At 71.5% G+C, this 6,876-nt stretch carries 6 protein-coding genes; 3 read left to right on the top strand and 3 right to left on the bottom strand.

The window, feature by feature from the left end:
• A partial coding sequence (locus Aph01nite_RS01145) for a cellulose binding domain-containing protein (RefSeq protein ID WP_204038787.1) occupies positions 1-279 on the bottom strand: 279 nt, incomplete at its 3' end.
• Between the two features lie 336 nt (positions 280-615).
• Here Aph01nite_RS01145 and Aph01nite_RS01140 point away from each other — a divergent pair.
• From Aph01nite_RS01140 to Aph01nite_RS01130, 3 genes are read left to right on the top strand one after another with little or no spacing between them, the layout of a single operon-like run.
• Positions 616-1,359, top strand: coding sequence for an NUDIX hydrolase (locus tag Aph01nite_RS01140; RefSeq protein WP_204038786.1), 744 nt, complete (start codon positions 616-618; stop codon positions 1,357-1,359).
• Between the two features lie 28 nt (positions 1,360-1,387).
• A complete protein-coding gene (locus Aph01nite_RS01135; RefSeq protein ID WP_204038785.1) occupies positions 1,388-2,227 on the top strand; it encodes a hypothetical protein in 840 nt (279 codons plus the stop codon).
• A gap of 10 nt (positions 2,228-2,237) precedes the next feature.
• Positions 2,238-3,485 (top strand): adenylosuccinate synthetase, encoded by a 1,248-nt coding sequence (locus Aph01nite_RS01130; protein ID WP_204038784.1) that lies wholly within the window; start codon positions 2,238-2,240, stop codon positions 3,483-3,485.
• A gap of 7 nt (positions 3,486-3,492) precedes the next feature.
• Here the strand turns inward: Aph01nite_RS01130 and Aph01nite_RS01125 are convergent, their stop codons facing one another.
• Positions 3,493-5,409 carry a S41 family peptidase gene (locus Aph01nite_RS01125; RefSeq protein WP_204038783.1) on the bottom strand — a complete coding sequence of 639 codons (1,917 nt, stop codon included), beginning with the start codon at positions 5,407-5,409 and terminating at the stop codon, positions 3,493-3,495.
• An 83-nt stretch (positions 5,410-5,492) separates the two neighbouring features.
• Positions 5,493-6,719 carry an amidohydrolase family protein gene (locus Aph01nite_RS01120; protein ID WP_204038782.1) on the bottom strand — a complete coding sequence of 409 codons (1,227 nt, stop codon included), beginning with the start codon at positions 6,717-6,719 and terminating at the stop codon, positions 5,493-5,495.
• Positions 6,720-6,876: the final 157 nt, after the last annotated feature.

Raw genomic sequence — 6,876 nt, 5'->3', positions numbered from 1 at the left:
GGGAGCCCAGGAGGGGGCGTTGATCGTCACGTTCTGGCCGGACTGGCTCCAGGAGCCCTCCCAGCCGTTCTGCAGCGTCTGGTTGCCGGAGTAGCTGTAGGTGATCTGCCAGTTGGAGACCGGGTCGCCGAGGTTCTGGAGCCTGACCTGCGCCCCGAACCCGTTACCGCCTTCCCAGGTCTTCGTGTACGTCACCTGGCACGCCACGGCGGCGTTCGCCGGCGTCGAGGGGACGGTGGCAAGGGCGAGGGCGGTGGCGACCGCGGTCGCCACCGCCATCAAACGCCCTCGCCAAGATCTTGATCTCAAACTGATCATCTCCCAGCCATATGGGGTCCACGCCGTCCCGGTTATGCGGTGTACGGCTCCATGACGCGCCCAACCCCCTCATTGGGAGCGCTCCCAATGTCCGTTGGTTTCGGGGGGGCGTACAGGGTGTTTCGCGAACATGACGGGGAGACCCCCGGTTGACGTGCGCGGTTGCGCCGGAAGCGGTGAAACGTTCACACCGCCTCCGGCGCCCGGACCGGTGAACCGCCGCCCGCGCCTTGTGCGCCCTTGGCCGCCGCGTTATTCTCATGAGGAGAAACACTCGACTTGAGAAAGACGGGCGGGATGAGCGAATCGGAATTCCTCGCGGGATACAACCCGCAGGCCTACAAACCGATGGCCGTCACGGCTGACGTCGTGGCGCTGACCATCCGGGACGGGCGGCTCCACGTCCTGCTCGTGCGGCGCGGCGAACCGCCGTTCCGCGGCGCGTGGGCGCTGCCCGGCGGGTTCGTCCGCGACGACGACCTGCAGGAGGCCGCGGAGCGCGAACTCGCCGAGGAGACCGGTCTGCTCCCGCACGATCTGGACCGGGTCCACCTGGAGCAGCTCGGCACGTACGGCAAGCCGGGACGGGACCCGCGGATGCGCGTGGTCACCGTCGCCTTCCTCGCCTTCGCGCCGTGGCTGCCCGATCCGAAGGCCGGATCAGACGCGGACGCCGCCGTCTGGACCCCCTTGACTGCCACTCGGGAGCTGGCCTTCGACCACGCGAAGATCCTCGACGACGGGCTGGAGCGGGCCCGCTCGAAGCTGGAGTACACCCCGCTGGCGACCTCGTTCGTCGGCGAGGAGTTCACCATCTCCGAGCTGCGCGCGGTCTACGACGCCGTCTGGGAGGAGCAGCTGCACGCCGGCAACTTCCACCGGAAGGTGCTGTCCGTCCCGGGGTTCGTGGAGAGCACCGGGATGACCACGGAACGCGGGGGGCCTCGTGGGGGCCCCCGCGCCCGGCTCTACCGCAAGGGCGACGCCAAGTACCTGCACCCCGCCCTGCTGCGGCCTTCGCGTGAAGACGAAATCCGCTGAATGAAGCCACCGGGATAGGAGCAGACACATGGGAAGCGGACGCTGGTCCATCGATTCCTACGACGCCGCGCAGCGGTACCGGGAGGAGAAGGGTCAGAGCGCCTTCGGTCACACCGAGGCGATGCGGCGGCTGAGCCGCCATCAGTGGCGGGTCCACCAGGCCCTCGACCCGATCGGCCTGGGCAACAAGGGCGTCCGCGAGTCCCGTGATTCGGCCGAGCATCCGGAGTCCGTGGCCATCGCCGTGCTGTTCGACGTGACCGGCTCCATGCAGCTGGTCCCGCGTCAGCTGCAGGCCACGCTGCCCCGGCTGCTCGGCACGATCACCGAGCACCTGCCCGACGCGCAGATCCTGTTCGGCGCGATCGGCGACGCCACCTGCGACCGGGCGCCGCTCCAGCTCGGCCAGTTCGAGTCCGACAACCGCATGGACGAGGACCTGCGCCGCATCCTGCTGGAGGGCGGGGGCGGCGGCAGCATGGCCGAGTCGTACGAGCTGGCCTTCTACTTCCTGGCCAGGCACACCAAGCTCGACTGCTTCGAGAAGCGCGGGGTCCGCGGCATCGCCTTCGTGATCGGCGACGAGACCGCGTACCCGGTGGTCAAGGGCGACGAGGTGGCGCAGATCTTCGGCGAGGGGCTGCCGAACAACATCCGCCTGGAGGCGATCCTCAGCCAGGCCCAGATGTCGTGGGACGTGAACTTCGTCATCCCGACGAACACCTCGCACGGCCGCGACCAGTCCGTCACGGGGTACTGGCACAACCTGCTCGGCGACCGGGTGATCCACCTCGACGACATCTCGCAGATCTGCGAGACGATCGCGCTCACCGTGGTCGACCGCGTCATGTCCCAGCGCGCACGGTAACGGGGGAGAGATGGACGAGCACGTCATCGTCGCCGACCTGGGGTACGGCGACAGCGGCAAGGGCACCATCGTGGACTGGCTCTGCTCCCGCAAGGACGCGCCGCACGCGGTGGTCCGCTACAACGGGGGCGCGCAGGCCGGCCACAACGTGGTCACCCCCGACGGGCGCCACCACACGTTCGCGCAGTTCGGTTCCGGGACGTTCTGGGGCGTCCCGACATTCCTGTCGCGCTTCATGATGGTGGACCCGCTGGCGCTGATCGCCGAGCACGCGCACCTGCGCTGGCTCGGCACGGCCGACCCGTTCGAGCTGCTCACGGTCGCGCCGGACGCGCTCGTCACCACGCCGTACCACAGGGCCGCCAACCGGGCGCGGGAGCGCGCCCGGGGGCGGAACCGGCACGGCTCGTGCGGGATGGGGGTGGGCGAGACGGCCTCCTACGCCCTCTCCCATCCCGCCGCGGCGCCCAAGGTCGCCGACTGCGGCAGCCCGCGCTCGCTCCGGCTGCTGCTGCGCCGGCTGCGGGAGTGGGTGATCGACGAGTTCGGCGAGATGCCGCTGCCGCCGGTGGACGACGTCGCCGACGCCTTCCACGCCTTCGCCACCCGGGTGCGCACCGGCCGGCTGCCCTCCGGCGGGCCGCTGCTGTTCGAGGGGGCCCAGGGCGTGCTCCTGGACGAGCGGTACGGCTTCCACCCGTACACGACCTGGTCCACGACCACGTTCGTGAACGCCTTCACGCTGCTGGACGAGGCGGGGGCCGGGGCGGGGGAGGCGCGGCGGCTCGGGGTGCTGCGCACCTACGGGACACGCCACGGGCCGGGGCCCTTCGTCACCGAGGACCCGGCGCTGGCGCTGCCGGAGCGGCACAACGACGTGGGGGAGTGGCAGGGCGCCTTCCGGATCGGCCACCTCGACCTGGTGGCCGCGCGATACGCCGTCCAGGTTTGCGGGGGCGTGGACGAGCTGGCGCTGACCCACCTGGATGTGGCCGACGAGCACCCGGAACTGCGGGTGTGCCGGTCCTACCAGCAGTCCGCGCCGCTGACGCCGGGTGAGCTCGTCCGCCAGGCCGAGCTCACCCGGCGGCTGATGACCGCCAAGCCGGTGCTGGAACCGGTGCCGGGACCGTGGCCGGCGTTCGTGGCCGAGGAGCTCGGCGTGCCGGTCACGGTCACCTCCAGCGGGCCCACCTGGCTGGACAAGCGGGTGCGCCGCATCCCCCGGGTGAGCCGCCGGATGGCGCGCGCGGCATGACGGCGGCTTAGTCCAGGAACGTGTGAGCCACCGCGACCTGATCCCCGCCGAGGAAGCCCTCCGCGCGGATCTTGGTCGCGGTGACCACGTCGGGCACGACGACCGTGGCCTCGCCGGGGGCGATGTCGTACGAGCCGCGCGGCCGGTCGTCCACGTACAGGTCGACGCGGTCGAGGCCGAGCGTGTCCAGGGTGACGGTGAGGCTCGCGCCGCCCGGCACCGCGGTCAGCCGCAGGCGGCACCGGGCCCCGCCGCTCAGGATGCTCCCGGCCAGCTCCATCAGGTCCCGGTTGCCGTGCAGCACGTCGTGGGCGGTGAGCTGGTGCCGTACCGAGGGGATCACGCCCAGGTCCTCCAGGGGCACGCCGGCGGAGCCGCCCACCCGGAGCATGCGCCGGATGGCGACGCTGAAGCCCGCCCCCGGCGGCAGTTCCCGGTACGGCTCCCGCAGCGCCTCGCGCAGCGCCGTGTGCTCCACCACGTTGCCGCCGCCCGCGCCGGTGTTGCCGTCGGTGCCGATGATCTCGCCGATCCCGTGGTCGGCGAACCCGGCGGCGAAGATGTCGGCGGTGGAGTAGCAGCGGGCGTCGGTGATCAGCACGACCGGGCCGTGGTAGTACTGGCCGAAGGCGTTGGCCAGGCCGGGCGAGGTCAGCGTGAAGGCGTCGGAGTAGACCGCGCCGGTCTCCACCGACTGCTCCAGGGAGTCCGCCCAGCGGCCGTAGTCCCCGGCGGACTCGCGGGCCAGGCGTAAGTTGAGCGGACTGCAGAGCATCTGAGCGGATTCGGGCTGGATCGTCTTCGGGGTGAGGAACTGCAGCAGGGTCTCGCCCGCCGCGATGAGGCCGCCGGGGTTGTTCCGGATGTCGATGATCAGGCCGTCTTCCGGCAGGTGGGTGGCGATGGCCACGAAGTCGTTGAGGAACGTCAGGAACGCCTGCTGGAAGGCCTCGTCAGTGGCGAACTCGCCCAGCTGGAAGCTGGTGATCCGGATGTGGCCGTACGTGCCGGCGGCGGTGGTGACCTCGCGCCAGAGGAACATCCCCGTCTGCCGGTACGCGGACGGGGACTCCTCGGCCGCCTGCGCGGGCGGGCGCAGGAACGCGCGGATGGAGGCGACCTCCTGGCCCTCCAGGTCGAACCCCTCCGGGCGTACGCCGGACGGCAGCGCGGGCGGCACGATCCGCTGGAGCACCAGCCACTCCATGCTGAAGTGCTGGGGCTTGCCGTCCAGGTCGAGGTAGTGGATCTCGACCCACTCCTCGTCCGGCGGCAGGTGCACCGCGAGGGTGCGGCTGGTGAGGGTGGCCAGGGCGCGGCGGTGCCGGGCGGCCGGGTTGCCGCCGGAGTAGCGGGAGCCGTTGAGGTCGACGGCGCGGGCGATGGGCACGCCGTTCCAGTGAGTGACGGTCACGCCGGGCACGAAGCCGGCCGGGACCAGGGCGGGCGCGTCCACGGAGGTGACCAGGTACCGGGTGCCGTCGCCGTCGGCGGCTTCTTCGATGACGAAGGGCAGGGCGGCGGCGGTGTTGCCGAACGGCTCGGGCAGCAGGTAGAGCGTGTGCAGGTCGCGGACCGAGTGGAAGATCGACAGCAGTTCGGCGTGGAAGGCGGGCTCCGGTTCCGGTTCGCCGGGCCTGGACAGTTTGGCCTGGAGCAGCCGGAGGCGCTGGAGCGGGTTGACGCCGTGCATGGCGATCTTCAGCGGCAGGTGGGCGTAGTTCTGCTCCAGGATCAGCAGGGCCTGCTCGACGATGGTGCGCCGCTGCTCGATGCTGAGCGTGCCCGCGCCGCTCAGGAACTCGCGCAGGGTGAGGCCCTGGATGAGCGTCCAGACGGGGGCGGCGCCGGGCGCGGCCGCCGGCTCCGGGGCGGCGGTCGCGGCGCGCGCCATCGCGGCCGGGTCGAACGTGGTGGACGGCATGCCTGCTCCTCATGCGATATCTGCGTATGTCCCGACATACACATTGCGCCGGAAATATCCGGCGCGCATGAGTAACCCCGTACTCAGGTGAAGACGGTGTGTGACTCGGTGCTCGCGACCACCCGGCCGGCGACGATCACGTGGCGCGGCGGGGCGTGGGCGGCCAGGGCCTGCCGTACGGTGTGGCCCCGGAGGACGACGAGGTCGGCGTCGTGGCCGGGCTCGACGCGGGGGACCGGGGCGCCGAGGACCTGGGCGGCCGTGACGGTGATCATGTCGTAGAGCGCGTCCAGGTGGGCGTCGGTCCTGGCGTCCAGCAGGTGGGCGGCCAGGAAGGCGACCTCCAGCATGTTGTGGCGGCCGAACGGGTAGTACGCGTCCTCGATGTCGTCCTGGCCGAGCGCGACCGGGAGGCCCGCCTCGCGCAGCGTGAAGACCGGCAGGTGCAGGGGGCCGGTGTGGGGGTCGCTGACGAAGCCCAGGCCCGCCTGCTCGCACAGGCCGATCAGCCGGCGCAGGTACGGCTCCGGGTAGAGGCTCATCGCGCGGGCGTGCTGGGCGCTGCCCCGGCCCGCCATGCCGTGTTCCAGGAGGGCGCTCGCCAGCATTTCGGTGGTGCGCAGGGAGGCGTCGCCGGCGTCGTCGACCAGCATGGCGACGCGTCTGCCGTACCGGTGGGCGAGGCCGACCATGCGGCGCACGTGCTCGCGGGCGGCGTCGTCGGTCCACTCGATCCAGGGGATGCCGCCGACCACGTCCGCGCCGAGCAGCACGGCCTCCTCGACCAGTTCCTCCGTGCCGGGCGAGCGGAGCACCCCGTCCTGCGGGAACGCCACCACCCGGACGTCCACCCGGTCCTTGAACTCGGCTTTCAGGTCGAGCAGGGCGCGCACTCCGGTCAGCCCGGCGACCGGGTCCACGTCGGCGAAGGCCTGGACCCGGCGGACCCCGTGGCGTACCGACTCGGTCAGGGCGGACCGGGCGCGCGCGGCGACCGCCTCGGCGGACTGGCCCGTCTTGACCGCCGCCGCCCGCTCGATGGCCCCCATCGCCGCGCCCATGTCCCCGCCCGTGTACGCCGTCAGCGCCTCCGGCCCGGCCAGATCGAGCGTGTGCGCCTTGCACAGGTGCAGATGCCCGTCCGCGAACGGCTCGGTGACCAGGTTCCCCGCGGCGTCGATCACCGTCGCCGCGGACGGCGGCGCTTCCCGGCCCTCGGGCCGTACGGCCGTCAGCCTGCCGTTCTCGGCGGAGATCGACCAGCGGCCGGGGCGGCCGCGCAGCGCGGCGTCGCGAATGAGCAGATCCACGGCTCCGACGCTACGACGGACGGGCGCGGCGCAGCAGGGCGAGAGTTGCCAACGGTGCTTCCGGGAACGGAAATGAACCATTCAATAAACTCCCGGAATTCGCGGTGAATGGTTCACGGGGAATCCCTTCAGGGAGTTTCTCATATGATTGAAAAGT

Origin of the sequence: Acrocarpospora phusangensis (genome assembly GCF_016862995.1) — a bacterium.
GTDB lineage: Bacteria > Actinomycetota > Actinomycetes > Streptosporangiales > Streptosporangiaceae > Acrocarpospora > Acrocarpospora phusangensis.
This window is presented reverse-complemented; position numbering and strand designations above follow the sequence as displayed.